Annotated in this window: 18 protein-coding genes; 11 read left to right on the top strand and 7 right to left on the bottom strand. The window is 61.9% G+C overall.

What is annotated here, in order from left to right; translation table 11 throughout:
• The 3 genes from JNB71_RS06530 to JNB71_RS06520 all read right to left on the bottom strand — a co-directional run bounded on the left by JNB71_RS06530 (position 1) and on the right by JNB71_RS06520 (position 5,410).
• Positions 1–1,902: an ABC transporter substrate-binding protein gene (locus JNB71_RS06530; protein WP_220370970.1), complete on the bottom strand. Its 1,902-nt coding sequence runs from the start codon at positions 1,900–1,902 to the stop codon at positions 1–3.
• Positions 1,899–3,800, bottom strand: coding sequence for a dipeptide ABC transporter ATP-binding protein (locus JNB71_RS06525; protein ID WP_220370969.1), 1,902 nt, complete (start codon positions 3,798–3,800; stop codon positions 1,899–1,901). Before JNB71_RS06525 ends, JNB71_RS06530 begins: the two co-directional genes overlap by 4 nt.
• Positions 3,801–4,057: 257 nt before the next feature.
• Positions 4,058–5,410: an adenylate/guanylate cyclase domain-containing protein gene (locus JNB71_RS06520; RefSeq protein ID WP_220370968.1), complete on the bottom strand. Its 1,353-nt coding sequence runs from the start codon at positions 5,408–5,410 to the stop codon at positions 4,058–4,060.
• 266 nt (positions 5,411–5,676) lie between these two features.
• Here JNB71_RS06520 and JNB71_RS06515 point away from each other — a divergent pair, with 266 nt between their 5' ends.
• Positions 5,677–7,020, top strand: a complete 1,344-nt coding sequence (locus JNB71_RS06515; protein WP_223215755.1) for a nucleotide sugar dehydrogenase — start codon at positions 5,677–5,679, stop codon at positions 7,018–7,020.
• Here JNB71_RS06515 and JNB71_RS06510 read toward each other — a convergent pair.
• A complete protein-coding gene (locus JNB71_RS06510; RefSeq protein WP_220370967.1) occupies positions 7,010–8,188 on the bottom strand; it encodes a DUF3095 domain-containing protein in 1,179 nt (392 codons plus the stop codon). The genes JNB71_RS06515 and JNB71_RS06510 overlap by 11 nt on opposite strands.
• 233 nt (positions 8,189–8,421) lie before the next feature.
• Between JNB71_RS06510 and JNB71_RS06505 the strand changes: the two genes are divergently transcribed.
• Positions 8,422–8,904, top strand: a complete 483-nt coding sequence (locus JNB71_RS06505) for a class I SAM-dependent methyltransferase (protein ID WP_220370966.1) — start codon at positions 8,422–8,424, stop codon at positions 8,902–8,904.
• 14 nt (positions 8,905–8,918) lie between these two features.
• On the opposite strand, the gene JNB71_RS06500 is transcribed toward JNB71_RS06505, so the two are convergent.
• Both JNB71_RS06500 and JNB71_RS06495 read right to left on the bottom strand, forming a co-directional pair.
• Positions 8,919–9,782: an FkbM family methyltransferase gene (locus JNB71_RS06500; protein WP_220371170.1), complete on the bottom strand. Its 864-nt coding sequence runs from the start codon at positions 9,780–9,782 to the stop codon at positions 8,919–8,921.
• Positions 9,783–9,888: 106 nt separating this feature from the next.
• Positions 9,889–11,052, bottom strand: a complete 1,164-nt coding sequence (locus tag JNB71_RS06495) for a dihydrodipicolinate synthase family protein (RefSeq protein ID WP_220370965.1) — start codon at positions 11,050–11,052, stop codon at positions 9,889–9,891.
• A 332-nt stretch (positions 11,053–11,384) separates the two neighbouring features.
• On the opposite strand from JNB71_RS06495, the gene JNB71_RS06490 reads away from it, so the two are divergent.
• From JNB71_RS06490 to JNB71_RS06470, 5 genes are read left to right on the top strand one after another with little or no spacing between them, the layout of a single operon-like run.
• On the top strand, positions 11,385–12,434 hold the full coding sequence (locus tag JNB71_RS06490) for a LacI family DNA-binding transcriptional regulator (protein WP_220370964.1): 1,050 nt from the start codon (positions 11,385–11,387) through the stop codon (positions 12,432–12,434).
• Positions 12,431–13,432 carry a Gfo/Idh/MocA family protein gene (locus JNB71_RS06485; protein WP_220370963.1) on the top strand — a complete coding sequence of 334 codons (1,002 nt, stop codon included), beginning with the start codon at positions 12,431–12,433 and terminating at the stop codon, positions 13,430–13,432. The genes JNB71_RS06490 and JNB71_RS06485 overlap by 4 nt, the downstream gene beginning before the upstream one ends.
• A gap of 10 nt (positions 13,433–13,442) precedes the next feature.
• On the top strand, positions 13,443–15,056 hold the full coding sequence (locus JNB71_RS06480; RefSeq protein ID WP_220370962.1) for an acyl CoA:acetate/3-ketoacid CoA transferase: 1,614 nt from the start codon (positions 13,443–13,445) through the stop codon (positions 15,054–15,056).
• Positions 15,049–15,828 carry an enoyl-CoA hydratase/isomerase family protein gene (locus JNB71_RS06475; RefSeq protein WP_220370961.1) on the top strand — a complete coding sequence of 260 codons (780 nt, stop codon included), beginning with the start codon at positions 15,049–15,051 and terminating at the stop codon, positions 15,826–15,828. Before JNB71_RS06480 ends, JNB71_RS06475 begins: the two co-directional genes overlap by 8 nt.
• Positions 15,828–17,390, top strand: coding sequence for an aldehyde dehydrogenase family protein (locus tag JNB71_RS06470; protein ID WP_220370960.1), 1,563 nt, complete (start codon positions 15,828–15,830; stop codon positions 17,388–17,390). The genes JNB71_RS06475 and JNB71_RS06470 overlap by 1 nt, the downstream gene beginning before the upstream one ends.
• Before the next feature lie 295 nt (positions 17,391–17,685).
• Here JNB71_RS06470 and JNB71_RS06465 read toward each other — a convergent pair whose 3' ends face one another.
• Positions 17,686–18,729 (bottom strand): LacI family transcriptional regulator, encoded by a 1,044-nt coding sequence (locus JNB71_RS06465; RefSeq protein ID WP_222857157.1) that lies wholly within the window; start codon positions 18,727–18,729, stop codon positions 17,686–17,688.
• Between the two features lie 375 nt (positions 18,730–19,104).
• On the opposite strand from JNB71_RS06465, the gene JNB71_RS06460 reads away from it, so the two are divergent.
• The 4 genes from JNB71_RS06460 (at position 19,105) to JNB71_RS06445 (ending at position 23,423) form a co-directional block, all read left to right on the top strand.
• Entirely contained in the window at positions 19,105–20,322 is a 1,218-nt protein-coding gene (locus JNB71_RS06460; RefSeq protein WP_223215796.1) for an ABC transporter substrate-binding protein, read from the top strand.
• 224 nt (positions 20,323–20,546) lie between these two features.
• Entirely contained in the window at positions 20,547–21,428 is an 882-nt protein-coding gene (locus tag JNB71_RS06455) for a carbohydrate ABC transporter permease (protein WP_220370958.1), read from the top strand.
• Entirely contained in the window at positions 21,425–22,306 is an 882-nt protein-coding gene (locus JNB71_RS06450; protein ID WP_220370957.1) for a carbohydrate ABC transporter permease, read from the top strand. The genes JNB71_RS06455 and JNB71_RS06450 overlap by 4 nt, the downstream gene beginning before the upstream one ends.
• Before the next feature lie 4 nt (positions 22,307–22,310).
• The gene (locus tag JNB71_RS06445; RefSeq protein ID WP_220370956.1) at positions 22,311–23,423 is read left to right on the top strand and encodes an ABC transporter ATP-binding protein; all 1,113 of its coding nucleotides are present in this window, start codon (positions 22,311–22,313) and stop codon (positions 23,421–23,423) included.
• Positions 23,424–23,427: the final 4 nt, after the last annotated feature.

Raw genomic sequence — 23,427 nt, 5'->3', positions numbered from 1 at the left:
TCAGCTAACCTCGCTGCTGTACCAGAAGGTATCCGGCATATAGACGCCGAGATAACAGGTCGGATCGAAGCCGTAGAGACCCGTTTCGGGAACGTTGTGCAGATGGGAAGAGTGGAGCACCGGCTGAAGCGTGGCGTTGACGATACCGATCGAAAAGACGTTCTGAGTGTAAATTTCGAGCATTTCGTGCCAGATGCGCGCTCTTTGGGCGCTATCGACCGTTCGTTTCCATTCCTTCAGGAGCTCGACGAGCTTGATCGCTTCCGGCAGTTCCGGAGCATGGCCGTTTTGTCCGAGGGACAGGTAGTGCATACCCCAGACCGGCCACTGCAACTGGTCGTCGGCGCTCGGCGCAAGGCGCGAAGGGTTCATGTCCGCCGTCGGCACGCCGTTTTCGAGGCCGTTCCACATCGACATAATGATGTCGCCGCCCATCGCACGACTGCGGAAGACGTCGCGCTGCGATGTCTTGATGAAAAGCGAGAAACCGATTTTCATCCAGTGATCCTTGATCAGTTCCAGAACATCGGTTTCGAGCGTGCTTTCACCGGCGGTCTCGATGACGATCTGGGCCTCGCGCCCATCGGGCAGGAGGCGAATGCCCGCGCTGTTTTTCTGTGTAAGACCGACCTCGTCGAGCAGCGCATTGGCCTGGTCCGGATCGTGGCTGGCCCAGGCCGAGGCATATTCCGGCTTGAACAGCGGGCTGTCCGGAAGGATCGTGTCGGCGCTTTCCTTGCCAAGGCCATAGAAGCTGACCATGTTGATCTCGTGCCGATCGATCGCGAGCGAAAGCGCCCGGCGCACCCGTACGTCCCAGAACAGATTGCGCCAAACCTTGTCGCTGCAGTTGAGGTTGGGCAAAAGGGCGATGCGGGAGCCTTCGGTTCTCTTGAAGAGCTTGACCTTCACCGGGTAGCGTTTTTCCGAGTCCTTGAAAAACGCATAGTCTGAGAAATCGACGCCTGTCGATTGAAGGTCGCTCTCACCCGCCCCGGTTTTGGCCGGAATGATTTCGGACGAACTGATATTGAGCAGGAAACGATCGATATAAGGCAGTTGCAGCCCGTTTTCGTCGACCCGGTGGAAGAAGGGATTGCGCTCGAAGACGAATTGTTCGGCCGGCGGCGCCGTTCTGTTCATCCACGGATCAAGCGTCGGCAGATCGGGGTTTTCCGGGCGGTACTGCCGCGACATCTTGATATGCAGGTCGGCCCATTTCTTGGCGCGGTACTGTTTCATCAGAGCCGAGAGACGAAATTCGTCCTGATACTTCTTGTGGAAATGCCGCATATAGGCAGAGGGCAGGAGCAGGATGATCGGGGACGCGGCTGCAAGACCCGGGAGGAAGTCCGGGTTCGGTGCGCTCCACGTGTAGCGGACGGTCAATTCGTCCAGAACCTCGAAGACGGGCGGTTTGCCATCGGCCAGAAGTTCGCGCTGGACGCCACCCTTGCGCAGGTCCTTGTTGAGGATCACATCTTCCCAGGTGTAGCGGAAATCCTCGGCTGTCAGGTAGCTGCCGTTAGACCAGCGATGACCATCGCGGATCCTGAACGTGAAGATGCGGCCTTCCTGTACGTCGAAGCTTTCGAGGATATCCGGCTGGAACTGCAGGTTTTCGTCATAGCCGACCAGACGGGCATAGCCGTTGATCGTCATATAGCGGATATCCTTCTGGCTGCCGATCAGCATGCGGGCAGTGCCGCCATATTTCCCGGGCTCGCGACCCATGGCCGCAAGATTGACGCGGCGGGGATTTTTCGGAATCCGCTCGCTGAGCACAGGCAGCGTTTGCGCACGCAGGTAAGGTCGCAGAAATGCAGGCTCCGGCGCGGCGCGGCTGGTGCCGGGAACCAGCATGGAGGCAAGCATGCCAAGTGTCGTTCTGCGGGTAATCACGGTCGTAACTCCCTCACGTCGGCGTTTCGCCGCGCAAGGACCAGATGGCCGCCGCCAAGATCCGTCGTCGATAGAACGCCGTCATCTCCCTCATCGGAGAACTGTTTGCCCCAGCTGCGCTTGTCGGAGGCGCCGCCCGGATCGAGAATGGAAAAATCGAGCGGCCGGTCGAGATCGGGGAAAGGCACGGCGGCGAGGAGCGACTTCGTATAGGGATGGACGGGCGCACCCATCAGCGTCTCGCGCGGGGCGACCTCGACGATCCGCCCGCCACACATCACGGCGATCCGGTCGGCCATGTAATCGACGACCGCGAGATTGTGCGAGATGAACAGATAGGTTAGCCCCAGTTCCTTCTGCAGGTCCTTCAACAGGTTGAGGATCTGCGCCTGGACGGAAACGTCGAGCGCCGAGACGGGTTCGTCGCAGATCAGGAGATCCGGGCCGAGCGCAAGCGCCCTGGCGATACCGATGCGCTGGCGCTGGCCGCCGGAAAAGCTGTGTGGATAGCGGTTGAGATGACGCTCGTTGAGGCCGATCGCCTTGAGTAAGGCCTTGACCGTCTCGACGCGCGACTTGCCACTGCCGCGATCATGAATTTCGAGTGGTTCGCTGAGGATGTTCTGGACCGTCATTCGCGGCGAGAGCGACGAGACCGGATCCTGGAAGACCATCTGCACCTTGGTGCGCAGCGTTTGCAGTCCGTCACCTTCCGCGTTCAGCACATCGATGGGGCCGTCGCTGCTGTTGAGCAAGACCGCGCCCGCGTCGGGGGTCACGGCCCGCATCAGGATCTTGCTGACCGTCGTCTTGCCGCAGCCGCTTTCGCCGACAAGCCCCAGGCATTCGCCGCGCATTATGTCGAAGCTGACGCCATCCACCGCCTTGGTCCCGGCTGCCGTATCCTTCGTCAGCCAGCTCGACTTGCGCGTATTGAATGTCTTGCTGATATCGCGCACGGAAAGGAGCACATCCGGCTTGGCAGGTTCCGCCTGGGCAACAAGCTTCTGCTTGCCGAGCAGGCTGCTGGTGTTGACCGGCACCTCGCGCAACGCTTTCAGGCGTTCTCCCGGCTTCATGTCGAAATGCGGCACGGCGGCCATCAGGCCCTTGAGATAGGGATGCGCGGGCTTGCGGAAGATGGTCTCGACCGGTCCTGCTTCCATGATCTCGCCGTGATAGATCACCACGACTTCGTCGGCGACATTGGCGACGACGCCGAGATCGTGGGTGATCAGCAGCATTGCCATGTTGAGTTTCGTCTGCAAGCCGCGCAGCAATTGCAGGATCTGCGCCTGGATGGTCACGTCGAGCGCCGTCGTCGGCTCGTCGGCGATAAGAAGCGAGGGATTGCAGATCAGCGCCATGGCGATCATCGCACGCTGGCGCATGCCGCCGGACAGTTCGAACGGATACATGTCGAAGGCGCGCGACGGTTTGGCAAAGCCGACCAGTGCGAGCATTTCCTCGGTGCGCTCACGCCGCTCCCTGGAAGATTTGTCCGTGTGGATTTTGAGCGCTTCGCTGATCTGGTTGCCGATCGTATGGAGGGGCGACAGCGAGGTCATCGGCTCCTGGAAGATCTTGCCCATGCGGTTGCCGCGCAGATGGCGAATTTCTTGCCCGTCGCGCGGCATCTGCAGAAGATCGGCCGGACTTCCGCCAAGCGCCGGATCACAAAAGAGGATGCGGCCGCTGCACGATGCCGTCTTCGGCAGGATACCCATCACGGCTTGGCTGATGACGGATTTCCCCGAGCCGGACTCGCCGACCAGAGCCGTTACCTTGCCCGGCAGGACGCGCAGGCTCGCCTTGCGAACGGCATCGAGCTGCCCGCCGAGCATCGCGAACGAGACACTCAAATCCTCGATCCGCAGCAGGTCCGCGCCTGAATTCATGCCAGCAGGTGTCCTTGTATCATGGCTGCTCGCGGTCACGCAGAGCTCGCCTCCGAGTGGAGACCCGGCTTCATCTTAACCCAGACTATCGCACGGAAATTGGCCTGTCCATGACCTACGGCTGGTAAAGTTCGCACCGATATAATGCCTCGGCGGCGAAGCGCCGCGAATGGAGAAAAACCAATCATTCGAGCAGGATCGCGCAATCCTGCGTCCCGCGCGGACAACGGCTGCCGCAGGGGCACCGCCACCGGTCCTTACTGCAACAGCTTGTTCCAGAGAAGCTCGCGAGGCTCCGCTTTCTTCTTGCTGTTGCGATAGAGCAGCATGACCTGTTCCGCTTCCGAGCGGGTCTCCGGCGACCGGCCCTGCGTGGCCTCGCCATTGTCCAGCTTCATGTTGGCTTCGCCAGGCAGAAGCACCGTGACCTTCTGGCCCACGCCGCGCAACTTCTCCTGGCCAAGCGTCACCCAGTCGCCGCCGCAATAGGTGGCGAAGGACTGGCTGGCTATGATCGGTTTTGAATATTTCTTCGTCAGTCCCTGCAACCGCTCGACCTCGTTGACCGCGGCCCCGAAGGCGGAAAAGGTCAGGCGGTCGTTGAGGCCGACATTGCCGAACATGACGTTGCCGACATGCAGTCCGATCCCGTATTTGACATCGGCCAGCCCGTGCTTGCGGCGGCCATCATTGAGTTCCGCCATGCGCGCCGTCGCCTGGCGAACCGCCGCCATCGCTGCCAAAGCGGCGACCTGTGACGGGTCGCGGTGACGGCCACAGGGGTAGACGGCGAGAAAGCCGTCGCCGAGAAAACTGAGGATTTCGCCGCCGTTGCGGCTGAATGGCGTCGCGATCGCATCGAAGAACTGGTTGAGCGTATCGATGTAGACCTGCCGGCCTTCCTTCTCGGCAAGCATGGTCGACTGGCGCATGTCCGCCATGACAAGCGCCGCGCGGATGGTCTCGCCGTCACCGCGGCGGGTCTGCCCCGACAGGACGCGCTTGCCGGCATTTTCTCCGAGATAGGTGGTGAGCATATTGTCGGCGAGCTTGCCGAGAACCGCCATCTTTGCGGCCACCGCGAGGCTGTTCTGGATGCGCAGCAGCGCGTCGATGACGTTGTCGTTAAAGCCGCCATGGGCATCGGTGGACCACGAGCCGATCATGCCCTGGCCGGAGGTTTCGCCGAAGGATTGCACGAAGGCGATGTAGTCGGTCACTCCCATTTCCTTCAAGTCGTCGAAGATGGGGAATTCGGACGGGGTCGTCGGATCGAGCTGCCGGCGCAGGTGGTCGAGATTGTTGCTGAGCAGGTAATAATAGGGGCTGAGCAGAAAGCGATCGGGTTTGTCGTCGTTGGGGTCGGCGCGGTAGCCCTCGACGGTGACACCCTGGCCACGCAGCCAGGTGAACCCCAATGCATCGTAGAGGGGGTGCAGCATTGAGAAGCTCAGGTGGACGCGATTGAGCGGCAAGCCGGCCGCTGCCAGTCTTTCGCAGAAGCCCGTCACCACGGTTTCGAGATTTTCACCGTTGAGGGCAGCCTGCTGCAGCCAATTCGACACGCGGTCCAGCAGGTGAACGGAAACATTCGTCTCGTTGATGTTCATAGCGTTTCTGCCGCTTTCTACAGGAAAATCCGACGGTTCGCCGATCCGGCACATGCAAGCCGCTTTGAGGTGGCCCGGTATTTGCCCTCGCTCAATATAGGTGGCGATATCGGCGAAACCAGATTGCGCGCCAACAATTTGGTCGACCGCTGCGTGTCGGCTACAGCACGATAAAGCCCCGTGCTTGACACCCGGTGAATTTATCCTCAACTGACCGGCATCAGCAAAGCCGCTTTCGCGTGCCACGATCAGCCGGGAATATGCATTTGACCGTCCTTTCCTCTCCAAGCGAAACCCTTCTTTCGAAGATCACAGACCGCAACGCCCATGCCGGCGTAATCGGTCTTGGCTATGTCGGCCTGCCGCTCGCAATCACCCTCGCACGCAGCGGATTTGCCGTAACGGGCTTCGATATCGACCCGGAGAAGATCGTCGCCATCGATGCCGGGCGTTCCTATATCGAGGCGGTGCCGGATGCGGTCCTGACAGGGGAAACGGCGAAGGGTCGCTTTCGCGCAACGACGGATTTCGGGCGGCTTGCCGATTGCGACATCGTCGTCATCTGCGTGCCGACGCCACTGACGAAATACCGGGACCCCGATCTTTCCTTCATCACGAAGACCTGCGACCGGATCGCCGAAACATTGAAGCCGGGGCAGCTGATCGTGCTGGAATCGACCACTTATCCCGGCACGACGGACGAGGTCGTGCGGCCGATCCTGGAGAAGACCGGGCTGAAATCGGCGAAGGATTTCTTTCTCGGCTTTTCGCCGGAGCGCGAAGACCCGGGCAATCGCGATTTCCATACGTCCAGCATCCCCAAGGTGGTCGCCGGCGACGGCGCCGAAGCGGCGAAACTGATGGAGGCCTTCTACGGGGCTGCGGTGCAAACCGTCGTGCCCGTATCGTCCACGGCGACGGCCGAGGCCGTGAAGCTGACCGAGAACGTTTTTCGCGCCGTCAACATCGCGCTCGTCAATGAGTTGAAGGTCGTCTACGAGGCGATGGGCATCGACATCTGGGAGGTGGTCGACGCGGCCAAGACCAAGCCGTTCGGTTACATGCCATTCTATCCGGGCCCGGGACTTGGCGGCCACTGCATCCCGATCGATCCCTTCTACCTGACCTGGAAGTCGCGCGAATACGAACTGCCGACCCGTTTCATCGAGCTCGCCGGCGAGATCAACTCGGCGATGCCACGTCATGTCGTGGGACGGCTTGCCGAGGCGCTGGATATCCATCTCGGCAAGGCGCTTAGCCGTTCGCGCGTTCTTGTGATCGGCCTTGCCTACAAGAAGAATGTGCCGGACATCCGAGAGAGCCCCTCGCTGAAGCTGATCGAACTGATCGAGGAGCGGGGCGGCAGTTCGGCCTATCACGACCCGCACGTCGCCGAGATTCCCCGGACGCGCGAATATATGGCTCTGAAGGGACGGCAATCGGTGCCGCTCACCGAGCAATTGGTGAAGGCCTTCGATGCGGTGTTGATCGCCACCGATCACGATGCGGTGGACTATGCCGCGCTTGCCCGTTGGGCGCCGCTGATTGTCGATACCCGCAATGCTTTTGCAAGACGAGGTATCGCGGGCCAGACGATCCTCAAGGCGTAGCGGAGGCGGCCGGCCGGGCGAGCGCCTGCTTCTTCAGGCGGCTGGCCGCCACCGCATAACCACCCGCAGCACCGTCGATGAAGTGCATGTGGTCGTGGCTGAGCGGCGTCGGCACGATGCAGGTCATCAGCGCCGAATCCTGCCGGTGCAGGCCGTAGCGGCAAACACCGGCTCTGGCCGCTTCCTCCAGCCGCGCCTCGATCAGGCGCAGCCGTTCCGGAGCGACGTCGATCGTCATTTTCAGGCCATCGTCGAACTTGCGAAAATCCGAGTTGCGGGAGACTTCCCGCCGATAGCTGCGCGGATCGAAATTGCCGAGCGTCAGGCCGAGACGGTAGAGCCCAACGAGAAGCAGATATTGTGCAAGAATGAAAAGCCGGTGCTGGAGGCGTTTGCCCTTCGGCGCGATTTTCGTCTCCGCCGACAAACCCGCCGCCGACAATCCCAGCTGCGGTCCCTCGGATGCGACCGGATGGCCATCTCGTTCTTCGCCGGCGGCGAGCGCCACGACATCGGAAATCAGAGCTTGAAACGCTTCATTGTTGCCGGAATCGGCTGGCACCGCGATGATCGAGACGATGTCGCCATGGCGGGACTGGATCGGGTTCCAGCGGCAGGAGAGGCCCGTCAGGTCGGGCCGTGCGCCTTCCGGCGCCGGCGGGACGGCATACAGGCCTTCCTTCATGCGGGTTTCCGCCCAGCTCGAGCCACCGCCGGCGAACATTGCATAAGAGATGTTCGGGTTGACCTGAAAGCGCGCGACGCGGACCTCGAGGCCGGCGGCGATGACATCTGCGACGGGGACGAGGGCGGCGCGGAGCGTCAGCTGCAGTTCTTCCCTGACCCATTTCTGCACCGCCGAGAGGGCGCTGCGGGCTTTCTCAATTCCCGACGGCGGTACGGCGACCAGCGCGCCGTCGCCGCCGAACACGAAGGGAAGGTCATGCTTGCCAAGCGCGTTCAGGATCGCCGAGATGACGCTGGCGCCTGCCATGTTGACGGCCTTGTAGCTGCCGGCCTCGATCGCGCCGGTCGAATCGACGATGTCGGCGGTGGCGAGCGCCCAGTCGGCGGGCAGCGCCCGATAATTGCTGGCATCGGCAACGCCTTGAAAATCGACGAAGACCGGAATCGCATTGAAGAATGTTTCGCTGGAAAGCTGGTTCATGCCGTCAGGCTAGCACATTCGTGCAGGGCAGGCGACGGCGGTTTGACAAGCGCAGATGTCAAAAGTGTGGGATGCGACCGCACTTTGCGGCATCCTTCTCACCGCTGAAATAGCTGCTTATTTCATGCCGCTGCGGTCGACCTGTCGCGCAACCTCGTGTTAAGCGGGACAACGCGCATGATCTTGGCCGCATGATTTGGCCCGCATGATCTGGAATGGATGGATAGAATGAGATGAGCCGCCTCGATAGTTTTATTTCACGCATGCAGTCGCAGCGCGCCGTTCTCAACCATATCAAGGACACGTCGATGGTTGCGGCCGATGGCGTGATTCTGGAAATCGGGCTCGGAAACGGCAGGACCTATGACCACATCCGCGAGCTGTTTCCGACCAACCGCATCATCGCTTTCGACCGGGCCGTGGGCTCTCATCCGGACTCGACGCCGCCGGAGGCCGATCTCGTGCTTGGCGACATCCGGGAGACGATCAGGCAGTTTGCCGGAAAGGACGTTGCCTTTGCGCATGCGGATATCGGCACGGCCTATCCGGAAAAGGACGCCCAGACGCTGACATGGCTGCCGCAATCGGTCGCCGCTGCGCTTGCTTCCGGCGGCATCGCCGCAAGCGGCCTGCCGCTTGACCATTCCGCGCTTGAGCCGCTGCCGCTTCCCGCCGGGGGCGTGCCGGGGCGGACATATTTCTACCGGAAGCGTTGAGCGGGTCGACGCTGTCAGGGCAGGAGCAGGACGTCGAACTGCTCGATGTCGACCGGCATTGCCGTGACCTTCATCTCCACCTGCCGCTCTTCGAAGAAGACGATGCAGTTCTCGTAGAATTGTGCGAGGTGATCGATGAAGGCCTTTGATCCGTCAGGTCCATAGAAGAGCGGCGAAAACTCCATATAGAACGGCACGCGGCGCTCAAGCAGCGGTTGCATCGAGCGGGCCGCGACCGGCTCGTATCCTTCGATATCCATCCAGATCAGCCCGATCTCCTCCGGCGCGATGGACGCTTGCCCCAGGATGGCGGTGACGGGCTTCACCGGCACGGTGATCGCGATGTCCCGGTCGCTCTGGCGCAGGGCGCTGCTCTTGCCGTGGTTGTCGCGATGCAGGAAGAAATCGAGCGCGCCTTCGCTTTCGCCGGCGGCGCTGTTGATCGCGGTGATGCGGTCGCCCATCGCATTCTGGTCGATGTTGGTCTTCAGGAGCCTGAAATTGCGCGGGTCGGGCTCGACGGTCACGATGTGGCGGAACGCCTTGCTCAGGGCAAAATAGAGGGTTTGCGTGCCGATATTGCCGCCGAGTTCGAGAAGAACCGCGTCCTGCTTCAGCAGATTGCGCTGGCGCAGGATCGCCAGCAGGCGATCGACGTTCTCGCGCTCGAAATGGCCCTTGCGATAGATTTTCCGGCCAATGTAGTCATGTGGCGAGAAGGTCATCAGGTGGTCGCCGCAATCGGCCGTCATCGTCAGGATCCGGGGGCTTATGGCGTTGACGAGCATCTCGCGGCCTGTGCGGGTGCTCAGGATGCGTCTCGCAATGCGGTTGCGCCATTTGCGCAAGCGGCGCTTCCAGGATTTCATCGCAGCCATGCCTTCGCCTTCTCCCGCATTTTCCAGGCCCTTCTTCAACACGAGATCGGACAAGAAATGAAGGCGTTTCTGCGAAGAGCGGGAAGCAATCGTGAAGTCCAGGATATCAGAACCCTTGAGTGACGAGAAACGCCTTCATCCTTTCGACGGCCAGTTCCGGCTTGTCGAGCACGTTGGCCCTGTCGGCAAGGCGGAAGATGTCGGCATAGTGCAGCACGCCGCGGGCCGATTGCATGCCGGCCGGCATGGTGAAGTGCTTCTGGTGGCCGTTCAGCCAGGCGAGGAAGACGACGCCGGCCTTGTAGTATTGCGTCGGCGCCTCGAAGATCTTGCGCGACAGTGGCACGGTCGGCTCGATGACGTTGCGGAATGTTGCGACGTCGCCGGCCGCCAGTGACGCCAACGCCTTCGATGCCGAGGGCGCGACGGCATCGAAAATGCCAAGCAGGGCGTGACTGTATTTCCGGCCGTCGCCTTCGATCAGTTCGGCATAGTTGAAATCATCGCCGGTGAAGCAGAGTACGCCGTCCGGCAGCCGGTTGCGCAACGCGACTTCGCAGGCATTGTCGAGCAGCGAAATCTTGATGCCTTCGACCTTGGCTCTGTTGTCCTCGATGATCGACAGGACCGTCGCCAGCGCGTCATTAAATTTTTCAGATCCCCAATAGCCTTTCAGCTTTGGATCGAACATGTCGCCGAGCCAGTGGAGTACGACCTTGTCCTTCGTCTGGCGGAGAATGTGGCTGTAGACCTTGCGATAGTCATCCGGCGATCTGGCAATATGTGCGAGCGCCCGGCTTGCCATCATGATCGACCGGCCGCCTTCCTGCTCGACGAAACCGATCTGCGTTTCATAGGCGTGGATGACGTCGTCGAGGGAGCGTGCATCGGCGGGGGCGAGGTGATCGGTACCGGCGCCGCAGGCGAGATCGGCGCCCGGCACGGTACGGGCTTCGGCCAGCGAGCGGCGGATCAGTTCCTGAGCGCCGGGCCAATCGAGACCCATGCCGCGCTGTGAGGTGTCCATCGCCTCGGCAATCTTGAAGCCCAGCGCCCAGAGATGATGCCGGAACGCCATGGTCGCTTCCCAGTCGATGGCAGGGCGGCCCCACGGCTGCAGATCGGCCAGCGGATCGGACACGACGTGGGCGGCGGCATAGGCGATGCGATTGAAGGCGGGGACTGCTGCGGGGCGCACGATCGGTGTTCCTGACAGGCGGTAAGGCTCGAGCGTGCCATCGGCGCGCGGCAGCGACAGGGTAAGGGACATGCGGGTTCCTCCTCGGAAATTATCGGCTGAATAATTTAGATCGTTCCAAATTTCAAGAGGAATTTAACGTGGCTGCCGGGGCTTTGGTGCACTCGAGCAATGGTCGTAGTTGCTTCACTTTGACGTTGCGTACGATGGAACGCCTTCCTGGTTTTCAGCATTTTTCTAGTAAAATCAACAAGATGCACGATCTCCATGTCGTCGCGGCGTTTCACCGAAGGCCTTCCGTTGGCGCCCCGCACATTTTTCAAGAAATCCGCTTGACAACTTTGGAACGTTCCAATTATCTAGTGGCAGATGTTGAGGCAAAAAGACCTCGTCGGGAGGAAAATGTGGGCAAGGAACGGGTCACGGTCATCGATATTGCGCGCGCCGCCGGCGTGTCGAAGTCGACCGTGTCGCTCGTCCTGCAGGCAAGTCCGCTCGTCAACGAGGCGACCCGCGCCAAGGTCAATGCGGCCATCCGCGAGCTTGGCTATGTCTATAATCGCGGCGCCGCCAATCTGCGCCAGTCCAATGCCAAGTCGAAAATCATCGGCATCGTCGTCAACGATCTGACCAACAGCTTCTTTGCCGAGCTGGCCGTCGGGGTCGACATGGTCGTGCAATCGGCCGGCTATGTGCAGTTCCTTGCCAATACCGGCGAGAGCGTCGACCGGCAGCGCGAGGTCATCGCGTCGATGCGCGAGCATGGCATTTCAGGGCTGATCCTGTCGCCGGCGCGCGGCACGGAGGCGGCCGATCTGAAGCCGCTGGTGGCGAGCGGCATTCCGGTGGTCAATGTCGTGCGCCAGGTCGCCGGCGCCAAGGTCTCGTCGCTGGTTTCGGACAATCATGCCGGCACGCACCAAGCGGTGCGGCATCTTGCCGGGCTCGGCCATCACCGCATCGCCTTCCTCGGCGGTTTTCCCGATACGGCGGTCTTCCATGAGCGGCTGCAAGGCTATCGCGATGCGCTCTCGGACATGGATCTCGCTGTTCATGGCGAACTGGTCATCAGTTCCGCGCCGTCGCGGGCAGGCGGCGTGGCTGCTATCGAGCGGGCGCTCTTGCTGCGCGAGCGGCCGACAGCGGCGGTCTGCTTCAACGATGCGGTCGCCTTCGGGGTTTGCGACGGGTTGCGCGCGCACCGGCTCGACCCGGGCGAGGATTTTGCCGTAATCGGTTTCGACGACGTGATCGAGGCGCAGACGGCGGTGCCGGCGCTGACCACGATTTCCGTCGATCCGCAAGGCATGGGCCGGCGCGCCGCGCAACTGCTCCTCAAACAGATCAATGCCGGACGGGCAGACGCCGAAGCGATCGTCAGTTCCGTGCGGCTTGTCGTGCGCCAGAGTTGTGGGGCCGCGACCGACAAACGAGAAAGGCTGTCCTTGCTATGACACATTGGGGTTTGATCGGGGCAAGCACGATTGCGCATGAATGGGTCATCGATGCGATCCGCACCGTCGGTGGCGAGATCGTGTCGGTGATGAGCACGAGCGCCGAGCGCGGTGCTGCCTATGCGCGCGATCACAGCATCGCCAAGTCGGTGACCGGTGTTGACGAGCTCGTCAATGATCCCGATGTGCACGCCGTCTATATTTCCACCACCAACGAACTGCATCGCGATCAGGTGCTGGCAGCCGCGCGGGCGGGAAAGCATATTCTCTGCGAGAAGCCGCTGGCGCTCTCGCTCGACGATGCCCATGCGATGGTGAAGGCGGCAAGCGACGCCGGTGTGGTGATGGCGACCAATCATCACCTGCGGGGAGCCGCCACCCATCGCGCCATGCGTGACGCGATCGCGGCGGGGACGATCGGCAAGCCCCTGGCGGCGCGTGTCTTCCACGCGGTCTTTCTCCCGCCGCATCTGCAGGGATGGCGTCTCGACAGGCCGGACGCCGGCGGCGGCGTCATTCTCGACATCACCGTGCACGACACCGATACGCTGCGCTTCGTGCTCGGCGACGATCCGGTCGAGGCCGTCGCCTTCGGGCAATATGGCGGCATGGCGAAGGCCGGGCTGGAGGACGCGGCAATGGGCGTGCTGCGGTTCAAATCCGGGCTCATCGCGCAATTCCACGATGGTTTCACCACGCAATACGCGACGACCGGCTTTGAGGTACATGGATCGGAAGGCTCGCTGATCGGCCGCAACTGCATGACCCAGCAGCCGGTCGGCACGGTCACGCTGCGCAACGTCGATGGCGAGACCGAACTGTCGATCAACCACCGCAATCTCTACCAGAACACGCTCGCCGCCTTCGAGGACGCCATCGCCGGCAGGGGCAAGCCCCTTTGCAGTGGCGAGGATGGCATCTGGTCGCTGGCGACCGGCCTTGCCGTCATGCAGGCGGCGGCAAGCGGCAGCGCCGTTCGCATCGAACCTGGACTTTGAGACGAGACTGATGAGCAAGCATATCACTCCTGCGCAAGCCGCGTCCCTGATCCCCGACGGCGCGATCGTGTCGGTGTCGTCGTCGAGCGGGCTCGGTTGCCCCGACCTGATGCTGAAGGCGATCGGCGAACGCTTCGATGAAACCGGCCATCCGCGCGATCTGACGACGCTGCACCCGATCGCCGCCGGCGACATGAGCGGCATCAAGGGTGTCGACCACATCGCCAAAAAGGGCCTGTTGAAGAAGATCATCGGCGGCTCCTATCCCTCCGGACCTTCAACGGCCGAGCCGCCGCTGATCTGGCAGATGATCGGCAATGACGAGGTTGCGGCCTACAATATCCCATCCGGCGTGCTCTTCGACATGCATCGCGAGGCGGCGGCCAAGCGCCCGGGGGTCCTGACCAGAATCGGCCTCGACACTTTCGTCGATCCGTCGCGCCAGGGCTGCGCGATGAACGCCTCGGCCGCGGCCGAGCCGGTGGTGAAAAAGATCGAATTCGAAGGCGAGGACTGGCTCTATTTCAAGGCGATCGTGCCGCAGGTGGCGATCATCCGCGCGACGACGGCCGACGAGCGCGGCAATCTGACCTACGAGCACGAGGGTGCATATCTCGGCGGCCTCGACCAGGCGCTGGCCGCCCGCAACAATGGCGGCATCGTCATTGCGCAGGTCAAGCGCATCACCAAGTCCGGCTCGCTCAAACCCCATGACGTGCGCGTGCCCGGCATGCTGGTCGATTACATCGTCGTCGATCCGGACCAGAAGCAGACGACGCTGACGGATTACGACCCCGCCATTTCCGGCGAAATCTTCCGGCCGCTCGAAACGTTCCGCGTGCCGGAATTCAACATCCAGAAGGTCATCGCCCGCCGCGTGGCGCAGGAATTGCAGGGCGGAAGCTGCGTCAATCTCGGCTTCGGCATTTCAGCCAACGTGCCGCGTATCCTGCTCGAAGAAGGCCTGCATGGGTCGGTCACCTGGGTGATCGAGCAGGGCGCTGTCGGCGGCGTGCCGCTGCTCGATTTCGCCTTCGGCTGCGCCTCGAACGCGGACGCCTTCATGCCGTCGCCCTACCAGTTCACGTATTTTCAAGGGGCAGGCTTCGATGCCTCGCTGCTATCCTTCCTCGAAATCGGCAGGGACGGCTCGGTGAATGTTTCGAAACTCTCCTTCCGGCCTCACGTGACGGCGGGGGCGGGCGGTTTCGTCGATATCACGGCGCGGGCAAGGAAGATCGTCTTCTCGGGCATGTTCAATGCCGGCGCGAAGCTCTCGATGGCCGACAGCAAGCTGGTGATCGAGAAGGAAGGCAAGTTGAAGAAACTCGTCAATGAGGTCGAGCACGTCACTTTCTCCGGCCGCCGGGCCGTCAGCCAAGGTCAGGACATCACCTATGTCACCGAGCGCTGTGTGATGAAGCTGACGCCGGAAGGCATCATGCTTACCGAGATTGCACCCGGCGTCGACCTGCAGATGCATATCCTCGATCAGGCGGAGTTTCCGCTGATCGTATCCGACCGGCTCAAAGTGATGGACGAGGCCCTGTTCCACGAGGCGCCGATCGGCCTGACGCTGCCGCAAAAGCCGGTGCGGAAACTGGAAGGAGCGTCGGATGCCTGATGCCCGGATCAAAATCGCCGTCGACGATGCGGTCGCCGTCCTCACGGTGGCGCGGCCGGAAAAGCTGAATGCCTTCGACATCGACATGCTGAAGGCGCTCTCTGCCGCCTGCGATACGGTCGAGGCTGACGGCAGCGTGCGTGTCGTGATCCTGACCGGCGAGGGCAAGGCCTTTTCCGCCGGTGGCGACATCAAGGCCTGGGGGGCGATGAGCCCCAATGAATTCGGCCATCAATGGGTACGCTTCGGCCACCGGGTGTTCGAGCGGCTGGCGACGTTGCGCATGCCGGTGATCGCCGCGATGAACGGTCACGCGCTCGGCGGCGGGCTGGAACTGGCGGCGGCGGCCGACATCCGCATTGCGGAAGCGCAGATCAAGATCGGGCTACCGGAAACGGGGCTCGGCATGGTGCCGGGCTGGTCGGGCACGCAGCGTCTGGTCAAACGGTTTGGCGCGCAGGTGGTGCGCCGGATGGTGCTCGGCGGCGAGATGTTCACGGCAGAAGAGGCCGGCGCGCTCGGATTGGTCGATGCGGTGGCGGAGAGCGGCACGGTGCTGGCGGTCGCGAGGGACTACGCCGGCCGCATCGCCAAGCGCGGCCCGGCGGCACTGGAAATCTGCAAGCTGATGATTGCTTCGGCCAATAGCGAGGACAACGGCGCGGCCGTCGAGGCGCTGGGGTCGATGCTGGCCGCCAAGACCGGCGACATGAAGGAAGGCGTTGCGGCTTTTGCCGGCAAGCGCGCCGCGGAATTCAAGGGAGAATGGTAATGACGGTTGTGGTGAAGCCCAAGGCACTGGTCGACGCAAAGGTGCGCGACTTCCAGATGCTGATCGACGGCAAGTGGGGGGCTGCTGCCGAAGGCAGGACGCTGGAGCGCGTGGCGCCTGGTCACGGTGTCACCATCAGCCGTTATCCGGCCGCCACCAAGGCGGACGCCGAGCGGGCGATTGCCGCCGCGCGAAAGGCGTTCGACGATGGCCCATGGCCGCGCATGACCGCGTCGGAGCGCTCGCTGATCCTGCTCAGGGCCGCCGACATGATCGCGGCCCGTGCCGATGAACTCGCCTATCTCGACTGTATCGAATCCGGCAAGCCGATCAGCCAGGCCAAGGGCGAACTCGGCGGAGCCGCCGATATCTGGCGCTATGCGGCCGCCCTTGCCCGCGACCTGCATGGCGAGAGCTACAATACCCTGGGTGACGGCACGCTCGGCGTCGTGTTGCGCGAGGCGATCGGCGTCGTCTCGATCATCACGCCGTGGAATTTTCCGTTCCTGATCGTCAGCCAAAAACTGCCTTTTGCGCTTGCCGCCGGTTGCACCACCGTCGTAAAGCCATCCGAGCTCACATCGGGTTCCACTCTGGTCCTCGGTGAAATCCTCGAGGCCGCCGGCGTTCCGGCCGGTGTCGTCAATATCATCACCGGCACCGGTCCGGATGTCGGCGCGGTGATGACCAGCCACCCGGATGTCGACATGGTCTCCTTCACGGGCTCGACCGGCGTCGGCAAGCTGACGATGAGCAATGCGGCGCAGACCCTGAAGAAGGTCTCGCTGGAACTCGGCGGCAAGAACCCGCAGATCGTCTTTCCGGACGCCAATCTCGACGATTTCATCGATGCGGCGGTGTTCGGCGCCTATTTCAATGCCGGCGAATGCTGCAATGCAGGCTCGCGGCTGATCGTCCACCGCGATATCGCCGATGAGGTCGTTCGCCGCGTTGCGGAACTCTCGGCAAAGGTCAAGGTCGGCGATCCGCTCGATCCGTCGACGCAGGTCGGCGCCATCATCACGCCGCAGCATCTGGAAAAGATCGTCGGTTACGTTTCGGCAGCCGCCGGCAATGGGGCAACCGTGTCGCATGGAGGTGCTGCGCTCGATCTCGGCTCCGGCCAGTTCATGTCGCCAACCATTCTGTCAGCCGTGACGCCCGACATGGCGGTGGCGCGCGAGGAAGTGTTTGGGCCGGTTCTCTCCGTCCTTACCTTCGAGACGACCGACGAGGCGATCCGGATAGCCAACTCGATCGACTACGGCCTGTCGGCCGGCGTCTGGAGCCGCGATTTCGATACTTGCCTGACCATCGGTCGCAAGGTGAGGGCGGGAACGGTCTGGATGAACACCTTCATGGACGGCGCCAGCGAACTGCCATTCGGCGGCTATCGCCAGTCCGGCCTCGGGCGCGAACTCGGCCGCCATGCGGTGGAAGACTATACCGAAACCAAGACGCTCAACATGCACATCGGCGGCCGCACGGCCATGTGGATGCCGCGTCGTAATGGGCTTTTGAGCACTGCGAAACGAGAGGAGAAAGGAGGACGTGATGCATGATTTGAATTTTGGAGAGCGGAGCGTGGCTTCTTACTCCGCTGCAGATTTGATGGAGACCGGGGACGCTTACCCCCCTCTGTCACTTCGTGACATCTCCCCCTCAAGGGGGGAGATCAGTTCTTTTCCTTGCCTCGACAAAGGTTATGGTCAGGCTGGCGAGGACATCAGCGGCCAATCTCCCCCCTTGAGGGGGAGATGTCGGCCCCCGGGTCTTGCCTCCGGCAAGCCCGAGGACAGGCTCAGCCGACAGAGGGGGGTAAACTCCGGCAAGCGAAGGGCTGCGACATTTGACGCCTCAAACCGCCGGAAAGTTGATCTGCGGCTTGAGCAGCACCTGCATATCGGTCGTTTCGCCGCCGGCGATCCGCGCGAGAAGAATGCGCCCCATCTGCTCCCCGGTGTCCGTCAGGTCCTCATAGATGGTCTCGACCCTGGGCTGGATATTGACCAGCAGTTTCGACGTCTGCTTGGCGACGATGTCGTATTCGACGCCGAGCGTCAGGCCATGGTCGCTCATGCCGGTGATGGTCGCGAGCGCGGAGACCTCGCCGCCGCAGGCAAATCCGTCGGGGGCATCGGGCTGGCCTGCCCGGCGGCTGATGTAGTCGCGGATCTGGTCGACGGGACAGTCGAGGTCGATTTCCGTGGGGATCTCGTAGGTGACGCCCGCCTCTCGAACGGCGGTCATGAAGCCGTGCAGCAGGTGCTGCGAAAAGGTCATGCGCTTCGGCGGCAGGATGATCATCGGCTTGCGGCGGCCCCGGGCGATCAGCCGTCTGGTGGCCTCGTAGGCGAACGAGAAATTGTCGTAATCGACGTAAGGATGAGGCGTGGTGAACTCGGTTCGCCCATGCGTGACGAAGGGAAAGCCGTTTTCGAGAAGAAGGCGCACGCGCGGGTCGAAGGGCTCGGTGCGGGAGAAGATCAGCCCGTCTGCCATGCCGTTGCGGACGATGTGCCTGATCGCGTCGACATTGCTGTCATTGATGAAATTCGGCGTCACGATCAGGTGGTAGGGCGTGTTCTTGAGCGCTTTGGCAAGGCCGAGCATCAGCGACGTGCCGTAGCCGAGGATTTCCTCGTGCGGATCGAGAAGCACGCTGATGACGTTGGTTCGGCCGGTTTTCAGTCGCTGGGCGGCACGATCCGGCAGGTAGCCGATTTCGGCCGCAACCTGGTGAACACGCTTGCGGGTATCGAGCGAAATCTGCGGCGCATTGCTCAGCGCACGCGAAACCGTGGTCACGGCAAAGCCGGTGATGTCGGCAATCGTGCGCAGGGTCGGCTTGCCGCCTTTCAGCACGCTTTCCGAGCGGGCGGATTTTGGAGTGTCGGGCAATGAAATACTCACGCGAGGCGAACACACAAGACCGCCTTTGTAACGCTGCGCGAACGGATGCGCAATGTGTTTTATGCAAACGTTTTAAACCGCATTTTTCGGAGGCATTTGCTGCGGTGCGGAATCGGTAAAAGGGACTATAATCATCCAAATTCAGTATGTTAAAGCTATTGATATGGAGATTGTGAGCAACCCTTGACTTGAGGTAACTTATAACGTTTTAAATGTGCCGGCGGCGGAGGCCGCGACCAATTGCTTCCCGTTTCGAGACGGGACGGCATTCAACGGCGGGGGAGGAGTTTTCCCGCTCTACGACTTGCAAACGGGAGGAATACGATGCGCAAGTTTTTGACGACGACGGCAGTGGCAGCGATCATGATGGGCAGCATGGCGGGCATCAGCGCCGTTCATGCGGCCGACAGCGTCGAGGTTCTGCATTGGTGGACATCGGGCGGCGAAGCGGCAGCGCTCGACGTCCTGAAGAAGGATCTGGAAAGCAAGGGCATCTCATGGACCGACATGCCGGTTGCCGGCGGCGGCGGCACGGAAGCCATGACGGTGCTGCGCGCCCGCGTCACCTCGGGCAATGCCCCGACGGCGGTTCAGATGCTCGGTTTCGACATTCTCGACTGGGCCAAGGAAGGCGCACTCGGCAATCTCGACGAGATCGCCGCCAAGGAAGGCTGGGACAAGGTTATCCCCACCGCGCTGCAGCAGTTCTCCAAATATGACGGACACTGGATCGCCGCTCCGGTCAATGTCCACTCCACCAACTGGGTGTGGATCAACAAGGCAGCGCTGGACAAGGCAGGCGGCAAGGAGCCCCAGAACTGGGACGAGCTGATCGCTCTGCTTGACAACTTCAAGGCTCAGGGCATCACCCCGGTGGCGCATGGCGGTCAGCCGTGGCAGGACGCTACGATCTTCGACGCCGTCGTGCTCTCGCTCGGTACCGATTTCTACAAGCAGGCCTTCATCGATCTCGATCCGGCAGCCCTCGGCGGCGACAAGATGAAGGAAGCCTTCGACCGCATGACCAAGCTTCGTTCCTATGTGGACGACAACTTCTCCGGCCGTGACTGGAATCTTGCTTCCGCCATGGTCATCGAAGGCAAGGCCGGTCTGCAGTTCATGGGCGACTGGGCAAAGGGTGAATTCGTCAAGGCCAAGAAGGTGCCAGGCACCGACTTCATCTGCATGCGCTTCCCGGGCACTCAAGGGGCCGTGACCTTCAACTCCGACCAGTTCGCGATGTTCAAGGTTTCCGAAGACAAGGTGCCGGCCCAGTTGCAGATGGCCTCGGCGATCGAAAGCCCGACTTTCCAGTCGGCCTTCAACGTGGTCAAGGGCTCCGTTCCCGCGCGCACCGATGTTCCGGACACGGATTTCGACGCCTGCGGCAAGAAGGGGATCAAGGACCTGGCCGAAGCCAATGCAAGCGGTAAGCTGTTCGGTTCCATGGCCCATGGCCATGCCAATCCGGCCTCGGTGAAGAACGCGATCTATGACGTCGTCACGCGCCAGTTCAACGGTGAACTGTCGTCGGAAGATGCCGTCAAGGAACTGGCCTCCGCCGTCGAAGCCGCCAAGTAAGGCCTGAGGGGTTGCCCCTCATCCCGCTGCCGCGACCTTCTCCCCGCATGCGGGGAGAAGGGACAAGCAGAGAGCTCGGCGTGCCTCTGACCTCGAGCCTGTCTCCTCGCCCTCATGTGGAGAGGGAGGAAGGCGCTTCGGCTTCTCCCCGCGTGCGGGGAGAAGGTGCCGGCAGGCGGACGAGGGGCAGGCTCGCCCAAACAAACGATACGGTGGTAACAAACATGGATAGCCGCAGCCGGTTGCAGGATATTGTGCCAAAGTTGGTACTTGCTCCAAGCTTCCTCATCGTCCTGATTTTTGTCTATGGCTTCATCGCCTATACCGGCTTCCTGTCGATGACGGACAGCAAGATGCTGCCGTCCTACAACTTCGTGGGTCTCAGCAACTATTCCAAGCTCTGGGCCCTGCCGCACTGGTGGCGGGCGATCTCCAATCTGGCGATCTTCGCGACGCTCTATATCGGCATCTGCTCGGTGCTCGGGCTTGGTCTTGCGATCCTGCTCGACCAGAAGATCCGCGCCGAGGGTCTGCTGCGGCCAATCTATCTCTATCCGATGGCACTGTCCTTCATCGTCACCGGCACCGCCTGGAAATGGTTCCTCGACCCCGGCATCGGGCTGGAAAACACCATGCATCTCTGGGGCTGGGAGAGCTTCACCTTCAACTGGATCAAGGACCGCAACTACGCGATCTATTGCGTGGTGATCGCTGCCGTCTGGCAATCCTCGGGCTTCATCATGGCGATGTTCCTTGCCGGGCTGCGCGGCGTCGACAACGAGATCATCAAGGCGGCGCAGATCGATGGCGCCTCGACGACGACCATCTACCGGCGGATCATCATCCCGCTGATGCGCCCGGTCTTCCTGTCGGCCTTCGTCGTGCTCGCCCATCTTGCCATCAAGGCCTATGACCTGATCATCGCCTTGACCGGTGGCGGCCCTGGGCAGGCAACCGAACTGCCGGCAACCTTCATGTATTCCTACACCTTCACCCGAAACCAGATGGGCATCGGCGCTTCCTCGGCGATCATCATGCTGGTGATGATCTTCTCGATCATCATTCCCTACCTCTATTCCGAAATCAAAGGGGAGAAGCGCCGATGAGCGTCCAGAGCCCTGACAACGCCATTTCCAGCGGCCGCCTGACGCGCGCGATCATCTATTCGGTGCTGATCCTGTTTGCGCTCTATTCGCTGCTGCCGCTCTACGTGATGGTCGTCAATTCCTTCAAGCCCCTCGACGAAATCCGTCAGGGCGGCATGCTTGGCCTGCCGCAGACCTGGACGATCGAGCCCTGGCTTTCCGCCTGGTCGACCGCGCAGATCGGCGTGCAGCCGACGGGACTTCGCCCGTTTTTCATCAATTCCATCCTGATGGTCATTCCGGCCGTGGCGATCTCGACCATCGTCGGCGCGCTGAACGGCTACGTGCTGACCAAGTGGCGCTTTCCCGGTTCCGGCATCTTCTTCGGCATGCTGCTTCTGTCCTGCTTCATCCCGTTCCAGATCGTGCTTATCCCGATGGCGCGCATCCTCGGCATCTTCGGACTGGCGGGGTCGGTGCCGGGCCTGATTTTCGTGCATGTCATCTACGGCCTCGGCTTCACGACGCTCTATTTCCGCAACTACTACGAGGCTTTCCCGACCGAACTGGTTCGGGCGGCGCAGATCGACGGTGCGAGCTTCTTCCAGATTTTCCGACGCATCCTTCTGCCATCGTCAGGTCCGATCATCGTCGTCTCGGTCATCTGGCAGTTCACCAACATCTGGAACGACTTCCTGTTCGGCGCGTCCTTCTCCGGCGCCAATTCGACGCCGATGACGGTCGCGCTCAACAACCTGGTTTCCTCCTCCACGGGGGTCAAGGAATACAACGTCCACTTCGCAGGCGCGATCCTCGCCGCCCTGCCAACGCTTGTCGTCTACATCGTCTCCGGCCGCTACTTCGTCCGCGGCCTGATGTCTGGCGCCGTGAAGGGTTAAGACCATGTCGTTTCTGAAAATCACCGATCTGCGCAAGTCCTACGGCTCGCTGGAAATCCTCAAGAACATCAATCTCGAGATCGAGGAGGGCGGCTTCCTGGTGCTGGTCGGCCCCTCCGGCTGCGGAAAATCGACGCTGCTCAATACCATCGCGGGCCTGGAGCCGATTACGTCCGGCGACATTGCCATCAACGGCCGCTCGGTGGCGGGGCTGCATCCCTCCAAGCGTGATATTGCCATGGTGTTCCAGTCCTACGCGCTTTATCCGAACATGACGGTGGCCGGAAATATCGCCTTCGGCATGGAAATCCGCGGGGTGCCGAAGGAGGAGCGCGAGAAGGCGATCAAGCAGGTCGCCGATATGCTGCAGATCGGCCACCTGCTCGAGCGCAAGCCGAGCCAGCTCTCCGGCGGCCAGCGCCAGCGCGTCGCTATGGGCCGGGCGCTAGTGCGCAATCCGCAGGTCTTCCTGTTCGACGAGCCGCTGTCCAACCTCGATGCCAAGCTGCGCGTCGACATGCGCACCGAGATCAAGCGCCTGCACCAGCGCATGAAGACGACGATCGTCTACGTGACGCACGACCAGATCGAGGCGATGACGCTGGCGACCAAGATCGCCGTCCTGAAGGATGGCGTGCTGCAGCAGTTCGGAACCCCGGCCGAGATCTACAACAATCCGGCCAACCTGTTCGTCGCGGATTTCATGGGCTCGCCGGCGATGAACCTCCTGAGCGCGACCGTCGAAGGGGGCGGCAACGATCTTCGGGTCTCGCTGGCACGCCCGGATGCGGAGCCAATGCATCTGCCGGTGGCGCAGGTGAATGGCCTGTCCGCCTATGCCGGCAAGCAGATCGTCTTCGGCATCCGCCCAGAAGCCTTGACCGATCCGGACGGCGCCGATCGCAATGCCCGCTCGCTGGTCGAAGGGGAGTGCCTGATCGAAGTGGTCGAACCGGCCGGCTCCGATACGTTCGCCGTGACCAAGCTCGGTGGCAAGGAAGTGGTCGCACGCCTGCGCGCCGACGCGCGTATCGCGCCCGGACAACACACAAGGCTTGCCTTCAACCTGGACAAGGCGGTGTACTTCGATCCGCAAAGCCAGCAGCGCATCGGCTGAGTCT

It is taken from the genome of Rhizobium herbae, assembly GCF_019511375.1.
GTDB lineage: Bacteria > Pseudomonadota > Alphaproteobacteria > Rhizobiales > Rhizobiaceae > Pararhizobium > Pararhizobium herbae_A.
This window is presented reverse-complemented; position numbering and strand designations above follow the sequence as displayed.

Bases quoted from the DNA above. Each gene is read 5' to 3' on its own strand.
- JNB71_RS06525 (WP_220370969.1), bottom strand. From the start codon at position 3,800: ATGAATTCAGGCGCGGACCTGCTGCGGATCGAGGATTTGAGTGTCTCG.
- JNB71_RS06520 (WP_220370968.1), bottom strand. From the start codon at position 5,410: ATGAACATCAACGAGACGAATGTTTCCGTTCACCTGCTGGACCGCGTG.
- JNB71_RS06510 (WP_220370967.1), bottom strand. From the start codon at position 8,188: ATGAACCAGCTTTCCAGCGAAACATTCTTCAATGCGATTCCGGTCTTC.
- JNB71_RS06505 (WP_220370966.1), top strand. From the start codon at position 8,422: ATGAGCCGCCTCGATAGTTTTATTTCACGCATGCAGTCGCAGCGCGCC.
- JNB71_RS06500 (WP_220371170.1), bottom strand. From the start codon at position 9,782: ATGGCTGCGATGAAATCCTGGAAGCGCCGCTTGCGCAAATGGCGCAAC.
- JNB71_RS06495 (WP_220370965.1), bottom strand. From the start codon at position 11,052: ATGTCCCTTACCCTGTCGCTGCCGCGCGCCGATGGCACGCTCGAGCCT.
- JNB71_RS06485 (WP_220370963.1), top strand. From the start codon at position 12,431: ATGACACATTGGGGTTTGATCGGGGCAAGCACGATTGCGCATGAATGG.
- JNB71_RS06480 (WP_220370962.1), top strand. From the start codon at position 13,443: ATGAGCAAGCATATCACTCCTGCGCAAGCCGCGTCCCTGATCCCCGAC.
- JNB71_RS06475 (WP_220370961.1), top strand. From the start codon at position 15,049: ATGCCTGATGCCCGGATCAAAATCGCCGTCGACGATGCGGTCGCCGTC.
- JNB71_RS06470 (WP_220370960.1), top strand. From the start codon at position 15,828: ATGACGGTTGTGGTGAAGCCCAAGGCACTGGTCGACGCAAAGGTGCGC.
- JNB71_RS06460 (WP_223215796.1), top strand. From the start codon at position 19,105: ATGATGGGCAGCATGGCGGGCATCAGCGCCGTTCATGCGGCCGACAGC.
- JNB71_RS06455 (WP_220370958.1), top strand. From the start codon at position 20,547: ATGGATAGCCGCAGCCGGTTGCAGGATATTGTGCCAAAGTTGGTACTT.
- JNB71_RS06450 (WP_220370957.1), top strand. From the start codon at position 21,425: ATGAGCGTCCAGAGCCCTGACAACGCCATTTCCAGCGGCCGCCTGACG.
- JNB71_RS06445 (WP_220370956.1), top strand. From the start codon at position 22,311: ATGTCGTTTCTGAAAATCACCGATCTGCGCAAGTCCTACGGCTCGCTG.